Origin of the sequence: Microcella sp., assembly GCF_030645145.1 — a bacterium.
GTDB lineage: Bacteria > Actinomycetota > Actinomycetes > Actinomycetales > Microbacteriaceae > Microcella.
Window position 1 is genome coordinate 1 of sequence record NZ_JAUSMI010000007.1, and the last position, 16710, is coordinate 16710.

The window sequence follows — 16710 nt, forward strand, 5'->3', positions numbered from 1 at the left end:
GCTGTCGCTCCTCGACGCGCGGCACGTGAAGACCAGGCCGCACTGCCCCTGGCAGAACGGGAAGGCCGAACGGTTCAACCGGACCCTGCAGGAGAACTGGGCCTATCGGCAGCCGTTTCTGACGAACCAGGCCCGTCACGACGCCCTCGCGCCCTGGCTTGAGCATTACAACTACGCTCGAGCCCACACCGCCTGCGGAGGCCAGCCACCAATCAGCCGAGTGTCACCAACGTCATGACCGAGTACATCTAGAGCGCGCCACCCCGGGAACGGGCCCGATCGCCTCGCGCGATCGGGCCCGTTCCGCGTGCGGGGATGCCCGCTCGTCGCATTCGGTCGACGCACAGCGAACGGCCAGGAAGCGGGCGGCACGGCACCAGCGCACCCGCGGGCGGCCTCGCGTAGAGTGCTGGAATGGCACTGCTCGAGACGATCCACGGCCCCCGCGATCTCGATCACCTGACGGAGTCCGAGCTCGCTGAACTCGCCGACGAGATCCGCCGCTTCCTCGTCGCCGAGGTCTCGAAGACCGGCGGTCACCTCGGTCCGAATCTCGGCGTCGTCGAGATGTCGATCGCCATCCACCGGGTCTTCGACTCGCCGCGCGATGCGATCGTCTGGGACACCGGGCACCAGTCCTACGTCCACAAGCTGCTCACCGGCCGCCAGGACTTCTCCCGCCTCCGTCAGAAGGGAGGCCTCGCCGGCTACCCGCAGCGCTCGGAGAGCGAGCACGACATCGTCGAGAGCTCGCACGCCTCGAGCTCGCTCAGCTGGGCCGACGGCATCTCCCGTGCCTTCGAGATGACCGGGCAGACCGACCGTCACGTCGTCGCCGTGGTCGGCGACGGTGCGCTCACGGGCGGCATGACGTGGGAGGCGCTCAACAACATCAGCGACGACAACTCGCGCAACCTCGTCCTCATCGTCAACGACAACGGCCGCTCCTACGCACCCACCATCGGCGGCATGGCGCGCTTCCTCTCCGACGTGCGGACGCGCCGCGGCTACCGTCGTTTCCGCCGCTCGAGCGAGAGCTTCTTCGCCCACTTCGGCGCTCCGGGTCGCGCGTTCTACCGCGGCGTGCGCGGCGGGCTCCACGGCTTCCTCGCTCGGTTCACGAACAACGAGGCCCTGTACTCGAACCTCGACATCAAGTACGTCGGGCCGGTCGACGGGCACGATCTCAAGGCCATGGAGCGGGCGCTCCATCAGGCGAAGGAGTACGGCGCTCCCGTGATCGTGCATGCGATCACCCAGAAGGGCAAGGGCTACGAGCCGGCCCTCGCGGACGTCGCCGACCAGTTCCACGCCGTCGGCCAGATCGATCCCGAGACGGGCGAATCCATGGAGGTCGCCACGCGTCCCTCGTGGACGAGCGTCTTCGCCGAGGAGCTCGTGACGCTAGCCGATCGCGACGCGCGCATCGTCGGCATCACCGCGGCGATGCTGCGGCCCACCGGCCTGCACAAGCTCGCCGAGAAGCACCCCGGCCGCGTGCTCGACGTCGGAATCGCCGAGCAGCACGCCGTCGCCTCGGCCGCCGGTCTCGCGTTCGGCGGTCTGCACCCGGTCGTCGCCGTCTACGCGACGTTCATCAACCGGGCCTTCGACCAGGTGCTGATGGATGTCGCCCTGCATAAGGCGGGCGTGACCTTCGTGCTCGATCGCGCCGGCGTCACCGGCCCGGACGGACCGAGCCACCACGGCATCTGGGATCTCGCGATACTCCAGGTCGTGCCGAACATCCGTCTCGCCGCTCCGCGCGACGCGACCCGCCTTCGCGAGGAGCTCGCCGAGGCCGTCGCGGTGCAGGACGCCCCCACCGTGCTGCGCTTCTCGAAGGGATCCGTCGGAACCGAGTTCGATGCCGTGCGCCGGACCGACGACGGCGTCGACGTGCTCCGCGAGGCACCGCACAAGGACGTCCTGATCGTCACGGTCGGCCCGATGGCGAAGATCGGCCTCGAGGTCGCCGAGCGGCTCGCCGCCCAGGGGATCGGGGCGACCGTCATCGACCCGCGCTGGGTCGTGCCCGTGGCCGGCAGCATCATCGACCTGGCGCGCGAGCACCGGATCGTCGTGTCGATCGAGGACGGCATCCGCGTCGGCGGCATCGGAACGCGCATCCGTCAGGAGCTCCGCGCCGCGGGCGTCGACACGGCGGTCGACGAGCTCGGTCTGCCCGATCAGTTCCTCGACCACGCGACGCGCGACGAGATCCTCGAGGAGGTGGGACTGACGCCCCAGGCGATCGCCCGCGACCTCGTCGCGCAGGTGCTCGGCACGCGCATCCCCGTCGCCCGACCGCTGCCGGAGGACGCCGTGCTCGACGCCTCGGCCGATCAGTCCTCCGACCGCCGCCGGTAGCGCAGCTCCACCGCGCCGTTCCCGAACGTCGAGGTGCCCGTGAGGTCCCAGGAATGAGGCTGGCCGGTCGTCGGCAGCAGCCGAGCGCCTGAGCCGAGCGTGAGGGGCATCACGGTGACGATGAGCTCGTCGATCTCTCCGATCTCGGCGAACTGCGCGGCGGTCGCGCCTCCTCCGACGAGCCACACCGACCGGTCGCCCGCGGCCGCCCGCGCCTCGCGCGTCACGCGAGCGACGTCGTCGCTCACGACGCGGATGTCCGCGCCCTCGATGGACGGGACCTCGCCGTGGGTGAGGACCCACACCGGCAGGCCCGGGTAGGCCCACGGGCCGCCCTCCTCGAGGAGGAAGCGCAGAGTCCCCGCTCCCATGACGATCGCGCCCACCCCGGCGAAGAACCTGTCGTAGCCCTCCTGAAAGGCCTCGAAGCCGAAGGCGAGGAGCCAGTCGATCCGGTCATCGGCGTCGGCGATGAAGCCGTCGAGGCTCTGGGCGACGTAGTACTGCACGGTGCTCATGGACTCACGCTAGGGGTCGCCGCCGACATCCGGAGGGCGGTCGGGGCCGGACCCCGCCAACGCGGGGGGAGACGGCGACGGCCCCGGGCATCCGTCGAGGACGCCCGGGGCCGAACCCGTTCGGTGAGTGCGCGCGGTCAGTGCGAGCCGCGGATCGGCGGCGTGTGGAACGTGCCGCCGAAGACCCGCTCGGACGCGCCGACCCGATCGAGGAACGGCGTGACGCCGCCCATCTGGAAGGGCCAGCCCGCGCCGAGGATCATGCAGAGGTCGATGTCCTCCGGTGCGGAGACGACGCCCTCCTCGAGCATGCGGTGGATCTCGTCGGCGAGGCCGTCCTCGAGGCGCCGCGTGAGCTCCTCGACGGTCGCCGGGGTCGAGCCCGCCGGGCGGTGCTTCGCGACGATCGCGACCGCCTTCTTGTCGATGCCCTTCGGGTTGCCCTTCGCGTCCTTCTCCAGCAGCACGCCCGCCTCCGCGAGCTCGTGCAGCGCGGGTGACTCGAAGAAGCGCTCGGGGAACGCCGCGTGGTGCGTGTCGAGTACGTGCGCGCCCACCTTGAGCCCGACGAGGTCGAGCAGCACGAACGGGTCCATCGGCAGCCCGAAGTGGCGCTGGGCGGCGACGACGTCCTCGAACGGCGTTCCGGTCTCGACCGCATGCATCGCCTCGCCGAGGAGCTTGGCGAGGATGCGGTTGACCACGAAGCCGGGGGAGTCGGCGGTGATGACGGCGTTCTTCTTCAGGGCTGCGGCGGTGACCATCGCGGTGGCGAGGGTCGCCTCGTTCGTCGCGGGCGCGTTCACGACCTCGATGAGCGGCATGACGGCGACCGGGTTGAAGAAGTGGAATCCGATCACGCGCTCCGGGTGCTCGAGCTTCTCGGCGATCCGCTCGACCGACAGTGACGAGGTGTTCGTCGCGAGGACGGCCGTCGGGGAGACGTGCTTCTCGATCTCGGCGAAGACCGACTGCTTGATCGCGAGCTCCTCGAAGACGGCCTCGATGACCCAGTCGCAGCCGGCGAAGTCGGCCTTGTCGGTCGTGCCCGTGACGAGCGCGCGCAGGCGGTTCGCGTCGTCCGCGTGCAGACGGCCCTTCTTCTCGAGCGCGGAGATCTCGCCGTGGATGTAGGCGATCCCCTTGTCGACGCGCTCCTGATCGAGGTCGGTGATGATGACCGGGACCTGCAGACGGCGGACGAACAGAAGCGCGAACTGGCTCGCCATGAGGCCGGCGCCGAGCACGCCGATCCGAGTGACGGGGGTCGCGAGCGACTTGTCGGGCGCGCCCGCCGGCTTCTTCGCGCGCTTCTGCACGAGGTTGAAGGCGTAGATCGAGGCGCGGAACTGGTCGCCCGAGATCAGATCGGCGAGCGCGTCGTCCTCGGCGGCGAAGCCCGCGGCCTTGTCGGTGCTCTTGGCCGCCTTGAGGAGGTCGAGCGCGACGTAGGGGGACCGTGCGACGGAGCCGATGCGCTTCTCGAGCATGCTCCGCGCGATGCCGATCGCGGCATCCCACTTCACGGCCCGCTCGATCTTGCCGGGCTGGTTCGGTCGCTTGACCTTGGTGCGGCCCGAGACGACGCCGTCGGCCCAGCGGATCGAGCTCTCGACGAAGGTCGCCGAATCGAAGATCGCGTCGGCCATGCCGAGCTCGAAGGCCTGCTCGGCCGTCAGCATCCGGTTGTTCTTCAGAGGGTTCTCGACGACGACCTTGAGAGCGTTCTCGATGCCGATGAGGTTCGGCAGCAGCCACGCGCCGCCCCAGCCGGGGATGATGCCGAGGAAGACCTCGGGCAGCGCGACACCGGCGGCGTTGCGGTCGATCGTGCGGTAGTCGGCGTTGAGCGCGACCTCGACACCGCCGCCGAGGGCGAGGCCGTTGATGAACACGAACGAGGGCACTCCGAGCTCGCCGAGCTTGCCGAGCGCGTAGTGGCCCAGCTGGGCCATGAGCTTGCCCGACGCCCGGTCGGGGATGCTCTCGACCTTCGAGAGGTCGGCGCCGGCGGCGAGGATGAACGGCTTGCCGGTGACGGCCACGGCCGCGATCTCGCCGCGCGAGGCGCGAGCGGACTGCTCGTCCATGACCCGGGCGAACTCGAGCAGCCCCTGCGGGCCCAGCGTGCTCGGGCGGGTGTGGTCACGACCGTTGTCGATCGTGACCAGGGCGAGGGTGCCCCCGCTGGGGAGGGCGACGTCGCGCACGAAGGAGTGCGTCACGACCTCGTCGGCGGCGAGTGCGAGCAGCGGCTCGAACTGCTCGGCCGTGTACTGCGCGATGGCGCTGGTCATCTACTTGCCCTTCCGTCCGCCGCGGTAGTGCGGGTTCTCCCAGATCATCGAGCCGCCCTGGCCGAGACCGACGCACATGGCGGTGAGGCCGTACCGCACCTCGGGGTGCTGCTCGAACTGGCGCGCGAGCTGGATCATCAGGCGCACGCCCGAGCTCGCGAGGGGGTGGCCGATCGCGATGGCGCCGCCCCACGCGTTCACGCGAGGGTCGTCGTCGTCGATGCCGAAGTGGTCGAGCAGGCTCAGGACCTGCACGGCGAAGGCCTCGTTGAGCTCGAAGAGCCCGATGTCCTCGATCGTCAGACCGGCCTTCTTGAGCGCCTTCTCGGTCGAGGGGATGGGCCCGATGCCCATGACCTCGGGCTCCACGCCCGCGAAGGCGAAGCTCACGAGCCGCATCTTCGTCGTGAGGCCGAGCTCCTTCGCGGCGTCGGCGCTCGCGAGCAGGCTCACGGTCGCACCGTCGGTGAGCGGCGAGGCGTTGCCGGCCGTCACGCGGCCGTGCGGACGGAAGGGGGTCTTGAGCGCGGCGAGGCCCTCCATCGTGGTCTCGGGCCGCATGCCCTCGTCCATCGTCGCGAGGCCGAGGCCCTGCTCGCTGCGGAGGGCTACGGGCACGAGGTCGGGCTGGATGTGCCCGGCGGCGTAGGCCGCGGCGACCTTCTGCTGGCTGCGCATGCCGAAGCGGTCGGCGCGCTCCTTCGTCAGCGAGGGGAAGCGGTCGTGCAGGCGCTCGGCCGTCATGCCCATGTTGAGGGCGTCGCCGCTCACGAGCTTCTCGGCGAGGAACCGCGGGTTGGGGTCGGCGCTGCCGCCCATCGGGTGGCGGCCCATGTGCTCGACGCCGCCCGCGATCGCGACGTCGTACGCGCCGAAGGCGATGCCGCCCGCGGTCGTCGCGACGGCGGTCATCGCGCCGGCGCACATGCGGTCGATGGCGTACCCGGGGACGGACATCGGGAGGCCGGCGAGAATCGCGGCCGTGCGGCCCAGCGTCAGACCCTGGTCGCCCTCCTGCGTCGTCGCCGCGATGGCGACGTCGTCGACGCGCTCCTTCGGGAGCGACGGGTTCCTCTCCAGGAGCCCGATCATCGCCTTGACGATCAGATCGTCGGCTCGCGTGCCCCAGTACATCCCTTTTTCGCCCGCTCGTCCGAACGGAGTGCGAACTCCGTCGACGAACACGACTTCGGCTCGATCGGCCACAGTGCCTCCCTTGTCGGTGGTCAACTCCACCAACCTAGGAGCCCGGCCGCGACGGCGGGGATTCGACTGCGTGTTCCTACGAAGCGCTCTCCGCGCCCTCGACGGGCCCTTGGCTCGCATCGACAAAGGCCTGGGCGATCGTCTGTGCCGTTGCGTCAATCTGCCAGGGCCGGGCGCCGAGCGCGCGCAGGGCATCCGCGATCGATTCGGGCGTCGTCTCGGCGGGAGGATTCCACGCCAGCCGGCGGAGATGGTCAGGGATCACGACGTTCTCGATCGGGATGCGCCGCTCCTCCGCGACGCGCTGCACAGCGGGCTTCGCGGCCTTCAGCCGGCGGTCGGCCTCGGGGTTGCGATCGGCCCACGAGCGCGGGGGCGGGATCACCTCCTCCGTCGAGCGCAGGACGGGGAGGTCCTCGGTCGAGCGGCCCTCCTCGATGGCGGCCCACCAGCGATCGATCTGCGAGCGGCTCGCGCGACCGTGGAAGCCCTGCAGAGCGGCGAGCTCGCGCTTGCTCGTGGGCATCGCGCGGGCCGCGACGATGAGGGAGGCGTCGGGGAGCAGACGGCCGGGGGCGCTGTCGATCTCGCGCGCGTAGGCATCCCTCGCCAGCCACAGCTCACGGGCGACCGCGAGCGCGCGCTGGCCGCGGACGGAGTGGAGCCCTGACAACCGGCGCCACGGGTCGGTGCGCGGCTCGGGAGTCTCGCGGGAGAGCACGGCCGCGAACTCCTGCTCGGCGAGCTCGAGCTTGTCGTCGGCCGCGAGCAGCGCGGCGATCTCGTCGCGGACGTCGACCAGGAGCTCGACATCGAGAGCGGCGTACGTGAGCCAGGACGCCGGGAGGGGGCGAGTGGACCAATCGGCGGCCGAGTGCTCCTTCGCGAGGTGCAGGCCGAGGGTCGACTCGACGACGGCACCGAGCCCCACACGAGGCAGGCCGGCGAGTCGCGCCCCGAGCTCGGTGTCGAAGATCGTGACGGGGTCGAGGCCGACCTCGCGGAGGCACGCGAGATCCTGGCTCGCGGCATGGAGCACCCACTCGACCTCGCCGATCGCCTCCTGCAGCTCGGCGAACGAGCCGATCGGGGGCGGGTCGAACAGGAAGGTGCCGGCCCCGCGGCGGAAGACCTGGATGAGGTAGGCGCGCTGCGAGTAGCGGAAGCCGCTCGCCCGCTCGGCGTCGACGGCGACCGGCCCCTCGCCCGCAGCGATCGCCTCGACCGCGACGAGGTAGCGCTCGCGATCGTCGATGACGACCGGCGTCTTCTCGGGGACAGCGGTCGGGAGCGGAGCGGGAGTCGCTTCCGCCTCGCCCGAGGGCGCGAGGTCGTCGCCGGGGGCGGTCGGATCAGTCACGCGACGCCCGTCGCGTCGGGAGCACCGCGACGCCCTCGGGCGTCGGCGGGTAGCCCGCGATCATGCAGAGGAGCTCGGACCAGCCCTCGACGTGGGCGGCGAGGTCGTCGTCAAGGGGAGTCCAGGAGGCGCGGAGCTCGAGCTGAGCGCCGCTGCCCTGTGCGGCGAGCTCGCCGTACCCGGTCGAGAGGACCTTCGTGGCCGTGCCGCTCGCCGCAGTGTAGGTGGCGCCGCGCGCTTCGAGAGCGTCGACGAGCCACGCCCACGTGACATCGGCGACGAAGGGGTCGAGGCCGATGTCGACCTCGAGCGGGGCCTGCGCGAAGCACACGATGCGCACCGTCCCGTTCCAGCCGGCGGGCGCCTCGGGATCGAAGAGGACGAGCAGGCGCCCCGTGCCGAGGTCGGAGTCGTCGACGTGCCGCGCCGGGTTCACGTCGGCCGCAAGCGCGTAGGAGAAGGGCGCGAGACCGGTCGGCGCCGGGATGCTGCGCACGTCGAGCTCGGTGCGGAGGACGGCCCGATCGACCGTCGCGATCAGCGCGTCGAACACCTCCTGCGGCGATGCGGGCGGAAGGGGCACCCCTGAAGACTAGGAGCAGTTGCTACGTTCGTCGCGTGAGACGCGCCGACCTGGGTGGAGCGCCCCGCCCGCGACCGCGGGGGAGGAGCGCCCGCCGACGGCGCGGGCTCGTCCTCGCGATCGCGGGCGGGATCGCGGGTGCGGCCGTCGCGGTGGTCGCGGCCTCGGCGGTCGCCGCGGTGACGTTGGCGCGGCGCGTCGTGACGCCCGTCCGCGACCGGCCCGAGGATGTCCGCGTGCTCGCCGTCGACGCGCGGCGCGCGACGATCCGGCTGAGCCGAACCCCCGATTCCTCGGTTCCCGGCCGGTACGGCTTCTGGTTCGACGACGGTCGCGGCCACGCGCGAGTCGGGCGCATCCTGCACGAGGACGCGGGCTCGGTCACGCGCGTGCTCGAGTCGGTGCAGCGCGGCACGATCGAGTCGGCGCTCTCGGGTCGCTGGGGCGGGTGGTTCTGGCTCGAGCCGAGCGACCTGGGCGTCGCTGCGGCCGAGACGAGCATCCGCACCCCCGTCGGCGATGCGCCGGCGTGGTTCGTGCCCGCGACGGACGTCGGGAGCGGCGCGGGCGAGGACTGGATCATCCACGTGCACGGGCGCGGTGCGTCCCGCGCCGAGGGCCTCCGCGCCGTGCCTCTCGCCCGCGCGCTCGGGTGGGCGAGCCTTCTCATCAGCTACCGCAACGACGGCGATGCCCCCGCGAGCACCGACGGCCGGTACGCGCTGGGTGCGGCCGAATGGCGCGACCTCGAGGCCGCGGTCGCCCACGCTCGCGACGCGGGCGCGCGCCGGATCGTCGTCATGGGGTGGTCGATGGGCGGCGCGATCGCCCTGCAGCTGCTCGTCCGCTCCGACCTCGCGGGCCTCGTCCACGGGGTCGTGCTCGATTCTCCCGTCATCGACTGGCGGACCGTCCTGCGATTCCACGCGGGGCTCTCAGGGCTGCCGCGCTCGGTCGGCGAGGTCGCGATGGGTCTGCTCGGCACGCCCGCCGTCACTCCGCTCGTCGGGAGCGCCGAGCCGATCGACCTCGCCGCCCTCGACCTCGTCGCGCGCGCCGACGAGCTCACCGTGCCCGTGCTCGTCCTGCACAGCGACGACGACGGCTACGTGCCGATCGACGCCTCGCTCGCCCTCGCCGACGCCCGACCCGACCTCGTGACGCTCGAGCGGTTCGCGCGCGCCCGGCACACGCGGCTCTGGAACCTTGACCCCGAGCGGTGGGAGGGCGTGATCCGCGGCTGGCTCAGTCGGCTCGACGCGCCCAGCGCGCGTAGTGCACGCCCTCGTCGTCGAGGAGCAGCTGACGGGGCTCCCACCGGCTGACGGCCGGGCCGTCATCGGCGAGCAGGCGGATGCCCGACCCGCCCAGGCGCGGGACCGTCGTGAGGCACACGTCGTCGACGAGCCCCTCCGCGAGCAGCAGACCGGCGAGGCCGGGGCCGCCCTCGCACACGATCCGCCCGGCGCCGTGCGCGCGGAGCGCACCGACGATCTCGGGCGCGGTCGCCGGCTCGCCGCGATCGGGGAGCGGGAGGATCCGGTGCCGGATGCCGCCCAGCGAGCGGCGCACGGCATCCGTCGCCGATTCGGGCGCGAGCACGAGCACCTCGGGCGCGCCCTCGCGCGGCTCGAAGCCGTGCCCCGTCAGGTCGCCCGAGCTCGTCACGATCGCGAGCGGCGTCGCGCGCGGCAGCCGGTACGACTCGGCGCGCACCGTGCTCGCGCCGACGAGGATGACGTCGGCGTGCTCGCGGATGACGCCGAGGATCATGCGGTCGGCACCGGCCGTGAGGGAGCCCGACGTGCCGTCATCGCCCGTCACGCGGCCGTCGAGCGTCGTCACGAGATTGAGGCGGATGCTCTCGCCCTCGCCCGGCGCGTACCACTCGAGCAGCCGATCGCGGGCTCCCGCACCGTCGGTGTCGAGCGCGACCTCCTCGGCCGCCCCCGCGGGGTGGACCCGGCGGAGGATCACGCCGCGGCCGCCTCGCGCACCTGCCGCTTGATGCGCGCGAGCATGCCCGTCATGCCGCGCAGGCGCAGCGGGCTCACGGCGCGCGTGAGGCCGAGCTCGAAGGGGAAGTCGTCGGGCGTCGCGAGCACCGTGGCGACCTCGAGCCCGCTCAGACCCTGCGCGAGGATCGACGCGAAGCCGCGCGTCGTCGGCGACTCGGCGGGCGCCGTCGCGTGCACCGCGACCGCGCCGCCGTCGACCTCGACGACGATGAAGACCGGCGACTGGCACTCCTCGACGCGCTCGAGGAGCTCCGGGTGGTCGCGGAACCGCTCGGGGAGCTCGGGCAGCGCCTCGGAGAACTCGAGCAGCAGCTGCAGCCGATCGGATTCGCCGAGCTCGAGGAAGTCGTCGCGGATCTCCGCGAGCGACGGGGGGAGCGCGGGGGAGGAGGCGTCGGTCATCGCCGTCACGCTACCGGAGGGGCGCGTCGCCGGGCTCGGCGCCGGTCTGGATGGGGACCCGGACGGCGCTGCCCCACTCCGTCCACGACCCGTCGTAGTTGCGCACGCGCGGCACGCCGAGCAGGTGGGTCAGGACGAACCACGTGTGGCTCGATCGCTCGCCGATGCGGCAGTAGGCGACCACGTCGTCGGCGTCGCCGATCGCGGCATCCTCTCGGTAGACCGTCGCGAGCTCGTCGGCGCCGCGGAAGGTGCCGTCCTCGTTCGCCGCGCGCGCCCACGGGACGCTCCGCGCCGAGGGGATGTGGCCGCCGCGGAGGGCGCCCTCCTCGGGGTAGGCGGGCATGTGGGTGCGCTCACCGCTGTACTCCTCGGGGGAGCGCACGTCGATGATCGGCTTGCCGAAGTGCGCGAGGACGTCCTCCTTGAAGGCGCGGATGGCGCTGTCGTCGCGCGCCACCACGGGGTACTCGACGGGCTCGCGGTTCGGGCGGTCCTTCGTCATCGCCCGGCCCTCCGCGACCCAGCGGTCGCGGCCGCCGTCGAGCAGACGGACGTCCTCGTGGCCGAAGAGCGTGAAGACCCACAGCGCGTAGGCGGCCCACCAGTTGCTCTTGTCGCCGTAGAGGACGATCGTCGTGTCGCGGGCGATGCCGTTGCGGCCCATGAGCCCGGCGAACGCCTCGCCCTCGATGTAGTCGCGCACGACGGGGTCGTTGAGGTCGGTGTGCCAGTCGATCTTCACGGCGCCGGGGATGTGCCCGGTCTCGTAGAGCAGGACGTCCTCGTTCGATTCCACGACGACGAGGCCGGGGTCGTCGAGGTGCTCCTCGAGCCACGCGGTCGAGACGAGCCGCTCGGGGTGCGCGTAGGTCTGGAACTTCTCGGACGGATCGGGGGAGACGGGCATGGTGACCTCTCGGTGGGGCGGGATTGTTCCGGGGCTGGGGGCGACGTCGTGCGTCGCACTCCGGCGTAACGCGCGGCGGGCCGCCGGTATTCTGGGACACGCCGCGCGCGCTCGAATCTACGCACTCCGAGCGCGCCGCGTCCGACGCTCCTCCCGCTCCGCCTCCCGGCGCGAGCGCGGGCCATCGGTGCGGCGAGTGCGACCACCGCGAGCGAACGGCACCCTGTGAATCCTGCGCCGACGGCACTGCGCCTGACCGATCGTCAGCCGACCCTCGCGGCCTCCGAGCTGCTCGGGCATCTGACCCCGCCGCCGCAGTTCGCGCACGCGAGCCTCGAGAACTACGTGCCCGACCCCGCGCACCCCTCGCAGGCCGAGGCCGTCGAGGCGATCCGCCGGTTCGCCGACGGCGCCCCCGACGATGCGCCCACCGGGCTGCGCGGCCTCTTCGCGCGCCGCACCCCGGTCGTCGCCGAGAAGGCCGGCATCTACCTCGACGGCGGCTTCGGCGTCGGCAAGACCCACCTGCTCGCCGCCCTCTGGCACCGCGTCGGCGGCCGCAAGTACTTCGGCACCTTCATCGAGTACACGGCGCTCGTCGGGGCGCTCGGCTACCAGCAGGCGGTCCAGCAGTTCCGCGGCGCCCGCCTCATCGCGATCGACGAGTTCGAGCTCGACGATCCGGGCGACACGATGGTCATGTCGCGCCTCCTCGGCGAGCTCGTCGCGAGCGGCTCGCGCATCGCCGCGACCTCGAACACGCCGCCGCACGCGCTCGGCGAGGGGCGCTTCGCCGCGCAGGACTTCCTGCGCGAGATCAACGCCCTCGCCGACCGCTTCGACATCCGCCGCATCGACGGCGAGGACTACCGCAAGCGCGACATCGAGGGCCACGCCGTCGCGCTCACCCCGGAGGAGCTCGACGCGCGCCTCGCCACCGAGACGGGCACGGTCACCGTCGACCGCTTCGACGCGGTGCTCAAGCACCTCTCGACCGTCCACCCGAGCCGCTACATCGGTCTCATCGAGGGCGTCTCGGCGATCGCGCTCACCGATGTCGCGCCGCTGCGCAATCAGACGGATGCCCTCCGCCTCGTCGCGCTCGTGGATCGCCTCTACGACGCCCAGATCCGCATCCTCACCACGGGCACCCCGCTCGATCAGGTCTTCACCGACGACATGCTCGCGGGCGGGTATCGGAAGAAGTACCTGCGGGCAACCTCGCGCATGATCGCGCTGACCACCGCATCCTGACCGGCCTCGCAACCTGGTGAGCGTCTGAGCGGATGCTCGGAGCACGCCCGGTAGGATCGATTGCGGGAGTGCCGGGAAGTCTGGTCGGCCCGCGAGCCCCCTGCCGGCCGCGGAATTCACGATCGACGACCCCGACGGAGCATTCATGACCGCTGGCCCGCCCCAGCCCACGACGACGAGCGCCGCGCGCTATCGCGAGAGCCTCTGGATCGAGCAGATCCTCCGCAAGGAGACGGTCGGGGGCATCCTGCTGCTGGTCGCGACGGTCATCGCCGTGACCCTCGCGAACTCCGCCGCCGCCGACGGCTACTTCGCGCTGCGCGACACCTACGTGAGCATCGGCTTCGGGGAGGCGGTCTTCGAGATCTCGGTCGGCCACCTCGCCGCCGACGGCCTGCTCGCGATCTTCTTCTTCCTCGCGGGTCTCGAGCTCAAGCGCGAGTTCGTCGCGGGTGAGCTGCGCGACCCGCGCCGTGCGCTCGTGCCCGTCGCGGCGGCGTTCGGCGGCGCAGCGCTCCCGGCGGTCATCTTCGCCCTCGTGAACCTCACCCAGGGTCCCGAAGTCCTGCGCGGGTGGGCGATCCCGCTCGCGACCGACATCGCGTTCGCCCTCGCGGTGCTCGCCGTCGTCGGCACGTCGCTGCCGATCGCCATGCGCACCTTCCTGCTCACGCTCGCCGTCGTCGACGACCTGCTCGGCATCACCGTCATCGCGTTCTTCTACACCGACGACCTGCAGCCGATCTACCTGCTGCTCGCGGCCATCGGCCTCGCCGTCTTCGGGCTGATCGCGCAGAAGTACCAGGAGCTCTTCCGGCTCCGCTCGACCGCGGCGCTCGTCATCCTGCTGCCGATCGGCCTCATCGTGTGGTTCCTCATGTACTCCTCCGGGGTCCACGCGACCGTCGCGGGTGTGCTGCTCGCGTTCACCGTGCCGGTGCTCGCCCGGGGCGGCGAGGAGGACGGCCTCGGCGGTCACGAGGGACTCGCCGAGAAGTTCGAGCACGGCCTGCGTCCGGTCTCCGCCGGATTCGCCGTGCCGGTGTTCGCGTTCTTCTCCTCGGGGGTCGCGGTCGGTGGCATCGACGGGCTCGTCGCGGCGATCACCTCGCCGGTCTCGATCGGCATCGTGCTCGGGCTCGTCGTCGGGAAGACGGTCGGCATCACGCTCGCCTCCTGGCTCGTCACGCGCCTGCCGGGGGTGACGCTGCCGCGGGGCGTGCGGTGGATCGACGTCATCGGCCTCGCGATGCTCTCGGGCATGGGATTCACGGTCTCGCTGCTCATCAGCGAGCTCAGCTACGGCCAGGGCGACCCGCTCGACGACGTCGCCAAGGTCGGCATCCTCCTCGGATCGCTCATCGCGGCCGTCGCAGCCGGCATCCTTCTCGGCTCGCGCAACCGCTACTACAAGCGGCGACGCGAGGAGGAGAAGCGCGACTCCGATGGCGACGGGATCCCCGACGCCTTCGACGACTCGGTGCGCGTCTAGCCTTTCCTGCTCGATCTCCCCGCCCTCGGAAACGCGATGTTTACATTCGCCCCCATCGTGTAACGGGCTCGAAACACCACGACACCTCTCGCGAAACGTCGCGCGCCGACACTGGCGGAGCGACCACGGTGATGACACCGCGCACCGGCACCCGAATCAGCCGGTCGGTCGCCTCCTTGTTCCCACTGAGAGGTAAGAGGTAATCGATGGATACCGGCGAACTGGCATGGGCCATCACGGCCACCGCACTCGTTCTGCTCATGACCCCCGGCGTCGCGTTCTTCTACGGCGGCCTCGTGAAGGCCAAGAGCGTCATCAGCATGATGATGATGAGCTTCGGCTCGCTCGGCCTCATCACCGTGCTGTGGATCCTCTACGGCGCCAACATGTCGGTCGTCGGCAGCACGTGGGAGTTCGCGGGCAACCCGTTCTCCGACTTCGGCCTCATGGCCGCTGACAACGAGGGCCTCGTCGGCTCGGCGTTCGGCGCCACCTTCGCGATCATCACGGTCGCCCTGATCTCCGGGGCCATCGCCGACCGCGCCAAGTTCGGCGCGTGGATGGTCTTCGCGGGCCTCTGGGCGACGCTCGTCTACTTCCCTGTCGCGGCCTGGGTGTGGGGCGGCGGCTGGATCCTGAACCTCGGCGAGGTCATGGGTCTGCCGGGCGTCATCGACTACGCGGGCGGCACGGCCGTCCACATCAACGCGGGCGCTGCGGCACTGGCTCTCGCGATCGTCCTCGGCAAGCGCATCGGCTTCGGCAAGGGCATGCACGTCCCGCACAACCCGCCGTTCGTCCTCCTCGGCGCCGGCATCCTGTGGTTCGGCTGGTTCGGCTTCAACGCGGGCGCCGAGTTCCTGAACGGCCTCGAGAACGTCGGCCTCATCGTCGTCAACACTCTCGGAGCCACCGCCGCGTCGATCCTCGCGTGGATGATCGTCGAGAAGTTCAAGGACGGCAAGGCCACCTCCGTGGGCGCCGCGTCCGGTGCGGTCGCGGGTCTCGTCGCGATCACCCCGGCCTGCGCCAACCTCACTCCGGGCTTCTCGCTCCTGCTCGGCTTCGTCGCCGGCATCGTCTGCGCCCTCGCGGTCGAGCTGAAGTTCAAGTGGGGCTTCGACGACTCGCTCGACGTCGTGGGCATCCACCTCGTCGGCGGCCTCATCGGAACCCTCTACCTGGGCTTCTTCGCGATCGACACCGGGCTGTTCACGGGCGGAGACTTCGGTCAGCTGATCACCCAGACGATCGCCGCTCTCGGCGTCCTGATCTACTCCTTCGTCGTGGCGCTCGTCCTGGGCTTCGCGATCGAGAAGACGATCGGCTTCCGCGTGAAGAGCGAGGACGAGGTCGCGGGCATCGACACGGTCGTGCACGGCGAGGAGGGCTACGTCCTCGAGGCCACGCGCTGATCGACTGAACCACCGCCTCCGGGCGCGCGCGGGGCGCTACTCTTCCATCGAGTAGCGCCCCGTCGTCGTTCCACGGGGGTCCCGACGCGAGGAGGCCGCACGTGACGAGCGACCCCGCGCTGCAACTCGCGGCGGCGCTTCTCGTGCTCGCCGCCCCGGTCGGAGTGCTTCTCGGAACCGGGCGAGCGGAGCGCGCACGCGTGCTCGTGGCGCTCGTCGCCGGCGCGGCCGGCGCCGTCGCCTCGATCGCGGGGGATGCCCTGGCCGGGCCGATCACGGATCTCCCGGCGCGCATCCTCGACGCCGCCATCGCGGCCGCCGTCACGGCCATCCTGGCGACGCTCGCCGCCCGTCGGCTCGGCTCCGTCGGCGGCGTCGTGCTCGCCGGCTCGTGGTCGGCGCTCGTCTACCAGCCGGTCGTGGGAGCCGTCGTGGGGGAGTTCCCCCCGCTCGTGCAGTCGCTCATCGGCGCGGTCGACTTCGCCGGGGTGCTCGCGACGCACGTCGCCGCCGGTGCCGCGCTGCTCGTCGTGCACCTGCTGCCCACGCCCCGTCGCGGCGTCTCCTTCGCCTTCGTCGCCCGATCCGTGGGCTGGCGGCGCGCCGCGGTCGCCGCCGCGCTCGTGATCGTCGGCGGCACGGCCTGGCTCGTGGGCGTGGAGCGCGTCGTCGACGAGGCGACGGGCCGCATCGTCGCGAACGCGCTCATCGGCATCGCCGTCGCGGCCCTCACGTGGTCGCTCATCGAGAAGATCGGCTGGAACCGGCTCACGCCCGCGGTGCTCGTCGCCGGCGCCTGGGGCGGCTGGGCCGCGATCGGGATCGGAGCGCCGTTCCTCGCGCCGCCCGCGCTCGGGGCCGCGGCCGTGCTCGGCGGGGCCGTCG

General features: G+C 71.6%; 15 protein-coding genes. 7 read left to right on the forward strand and 8 right to left on the reverse strand.

The features are described 5' to 3' along the window. Together Q7T15_RS00315 and dxs are read left to right on the forward strand one after the other, a co-directional pair. Positions 1 to 238: integrase core domain-containing protein (locus Q7T15_RS00315; RefSeq protein ID WP_304692116.1), on the forward strand; the 238-nt coding region annotated here is incomplete at its 5' end. Positions 239 to 414: 176 nt separating this feature from the next. After that, positions 415 to 2370 (forward strand): 1-deoxy-D-xylulose-5-phosphate synthase, encoded by a 1956-nt coding sequence (gene dxs, locus Q7T15_RS00320; protein WP_304692118.1) that lies wholly within the window; start codon positions 415 to 417, stop codon positions 2368 to 2370. Here dxs and Q7T15_RS00325 read toward each other — a convergent pair. From Q7T15_RS00325 to Q7T15_RS00345, 5 genes are all read right to left on the reverse strand, one after another. After that, positions 2346 to 2888, reverse strand: coding sequence for a dihydrofolate reductase family protein (locus Q7T15_RS00325; protein ID WP_304692120.1), 543 nt, complete (start codon positions 2886 to 2888; stop codon positions 2346 to 2348). The genes dxs and Q7T15_RS00325 overlap by 25 nt on opposite strands. A 137-nt stretch (positions 2889 to 3025) precedes the next feature. After that, positions 3026 to 5185, reverse strand: coding sequence for a 3-hydroxyacyl-CoA dehydrogenase NAD-binding domain-containing protein (locus tag Q7T15_RS00330; protein WP_304692122.1), 2160 nt, complete (start codon positions 5183 to 5185; stop codon positions 3026 to 3028). Continuing rightward, positions 5186 to 6391 carry a thiolase family protein gene (locus Q7T15_RS00335; protein ID WP_304692124.1) on the reverse strand — a complete coding sequence of 402 codons (1206 nt, stop codon included), beginning with the start codon at positions 6389 to 6391 and terminating at the stop codon, positions 5186 to 5188. It abuts the gene before it with no gap. Between the two features lie 76 nt (positions 6392 to 6467). Beyond that, positions 6468 to 7751, reverse strand: coding sequence for an HRDC domain-containing protein (locus Q7T15_RS00340; RefSeq protein WP_370689062.1), 1284 nt, complete (start codon positions 7749 to 7751; stop codon positions 6468 to 6470). Next, positions 7744 to 8334, reverse strand: coding sequence for a DUF3000 domain-containing protein (locus Q7T15_RS00345; protein ID WP_304692126.1), 591 nt, complete (start codon positions 8332 to 8334; stop codon positions 7744 to 7746). The genes Q7T15_RS00340 and Q7T15_RS00345 overlap by 8 nt, the downstream gene beginning before the upstream one ends. A 35-nt stretch (positions 8335 to 8369) precedes the next feature. Here Q7T15_RS00345 and Q7T15_RS00350 point away from each other — a divergent pair, with 35 nt between their 5' ends. Then, a complete protein-coding gene (locus tag Q7T15_RS00350) occupies positions 8370 to 9659 on the forward strand; it encodes a S9 family peptidase (RefSeq protein ID WP_304692128.1) in 1290 nt (429 codons plus the stop codon). On the opposite strand, the gene Q7T15_RS00355 is transcribed toward Q7T15_RS00350, so the two are convergent. The 3 genes from Q7T15_RS00355 to Q7T15_RS00365 are packed head-to-tail and all read right to left on the reverse strand — an operon-like array spanning position 9580 to position 11664. Beyond that, positions 9580 to 10311 (reverse strand): dihydrofolate reductase family protein, encoded by a 732-nt coding sequence (locus Q7T15_RS00355; RefSeq protein WP_304692130.1) that lies wholly within the window; start codon positions 10309 to 10311, stop codon positions 9580 to 9582. The two genes, Q7T15_RS00350 and Q7T15_RS00355, sit on opposite strands and share 80 nt — an antisense overlap. Further along, on the reverse strand, positions 10308 to 10754 hold the full coding sequence (locus Q7T15_RS00360; protein ID WP_304692132.1) for a SufE family protein: 447 nt from the start codon (positions 10752 to 10754) through the stop codon (positions 10308 to 10310). Before Q7T15_RS00360 ends, Q7T15_RS00355 begins: the two co-directional genes overlap by 4 nt. Positions 10755 to 10764: 10 nt before the next feature. After that, complete coding sequence (locus tag Q7T15_RS00365) at positions 10765 to 11664, reverse strand: sulfurtransferase (RefSeq protein ID WP_304692134.1); 900 nt, start codon at positions 11662 to 11664, stop codon at positions 10765 to 10767. Between the two features lie 225 nt (positions 11665 to 11889). Between Q7T15_RS00365 and zapE the strand changes: the two genes are divergently transcribed. From zapE to Q7T15_RS00385, 4 genes are all read left to right on the forward strand, one after another. Further along, positions 11890 to 12918, forward strand: coding sequence for a cell division protein ZapE (zapE, locus tag Q7T15_RS00370; protein ID WP_304692135.1), 1029 nt, complete (start codon positions 11890 to 11892; stop codon positions 12916 to 12918). 145 nt (positions 12919 to 13063) lie between these two features. Continuing rightward, positions 13064 to 14410 (forward strand): Na+/H+ antiporter NhaA, encoded by a 1347-nt coding sequence (gene nhaA / locus Q7T15_RS00375; RefSeq protein WP_304692137.1) that lies wholly within the window; start codon positions 13064 to 13066, stop codon positions 14408 to 14410. Between the two features lie 206 nt (positions 14411 to 14616). Continuing rightward, positions 14617 to 15825, forward strand: a complete 1209-nt coding sequence (locus Q7T15_RS00380) for an ammonium transporter (RefSeq protein WP_304692139.1) — start codon at positions 14617 to 14619, stop codon at positions 15823 to 15825. Between the two features lie 101 nt (positions 15826 to 15926). Next, positions 15927 to 16710, forward strand: a 784-nt coding sequence (locus tag Q7T15_RS00385) for a hypothetical protein (RefSeq protein ID WP_304692141.1), incomplete at its 3' end; no start/stop codon positions are given.